Annotated in this window: 1 protein-coding gene and 1 pseudogene; one reads left to right on the top strand and one right to left on the bottom strand. The window is 45.8% G+C overall.

The window, feature by feature from the left end; genetic code table 11:
• Window positions 1-858: DNA polymerase domain-containing protein (locus R7Q47_RS24945; RefSeq protein WP_318089978.1), on the top strand; the 858-nt coding region annotated here is incomplete at its 5' end.
• Here R7Q47_RS24945 and R7Q47_RS24940 read toward each other — a convergent pair.
• Window positions 855-1,298, bottom strand: a pseudogene (locus R7Q47_RS24940) (nucleotidyltransferase domain-containing protein); the annotation flags it as partial. The gene R7Q47_RS24945 and the pseudogene R7Q47_RS24940 sit on opposite strands and share 4 nt — an antisense overlap.

Genomic DNA, 1,298 nt, shown 5'->3' with positions numbered 1-1,298 from the left:
TATGGCGTACTGGGCTCATCGGGATGTCGTTTCTTTGATACTCGATTAGCTTCCAGCATCACCATGCGTGGGCATGAAATCATGAAGCAAACTAAAGTGCTGATTGAAAACAAAGGCTATCAAGTGATTTATGGAGATACAGACTCAACATTTGTCTCTTTGAATGGTTCATACAGCCAAGCGGAAGCGGATGAAGTCGGCAATCACTTGGTTGAATACATAAACTCTTGGTGGCAAGAGCATCTTCGCGCTGAGTACAACCTCACTTCAATGCTTGAAATTGAATATGAAACTCACTACCGCAAGTTTCTGATGCCAACTATTCGTGGCGCGGAAACAGGCTCGAAAAAACGTTATGCGGGTTTAATTGGTGAAGGAGAGCAAGAGCGCATTGTATTCAAAGGGCTAGAAAGTGCGCGTACCGACTGGACGCCATTAGCGCAAAAATTCCAAAACACGCTCTATCGAATGGTATTTCACGGCGAAGACCCGAGTGACTATGTGCGTGAAGTAGTAGAAAAAACCAATAATGGGGAGTTTGATGACCAATTGGTTTATCAAAAGCGACTACGCCGAAAGCTGCATGAGTACCAAAAAAACATCCCACCTCAAGTGCGTGCAGCACGTTTGGCCGACGACATTAATGCCAAGCTTGGCCGACCTTTACAGTATCAAAATCGTGGGCGCATAGAGTATTTGATTACCCTAAATGGCCCTGAGCCTCATGAATACCGTAACAGTCCTATCGACTACCAGCACTACATCGACAAGCAGCTAAAGCCTGTTGCAGATGCGATTCTGCCATTTATCGGCACAGACTTTGAAACCCTCTCAGCACCACAGATGGGACTGTTCTAACCAATACGAAACTCAGTCTTTTGGTACTGCTTCACGAGCCAGCCACCGAAAGCATCAATTAGGCCAATGACCGAACGCTTGGGAATTGGCCTTCCAGATAACAATATGCAGAGGCGGTCAATCTCCAGTTTTTTCTCGGGATGATATTGCAAAAACACTTCACCACATTCTATTGGATCATCAAACCAGCGCTTATCGCGATACATCACCAAAGAGTAAGAAGCTCTTAATAACTTTTTAGCGATGACTACCTGCGCACGAACTTGCTCCTCAAGGCTTGTCGCCTGAACAATCTTAGCTCGATACACCGCCAGCCATTCTTCAACATCCATATTCCAGTGCTTAGCAATTTCCCAACTCGGCACATAGTCGCCAAAACAATCAGCCAAGTCATCGCCATGCACACAAACACAGCAGTGCTTGAGCATAAAGCCCCAAGT

It is taken from the genome of Vibrio sp. Vb0349 (assembly GCF_033338975.1).
This window is presented reverse-complemented; position numbering and strand designations above follow the sequence as displayed.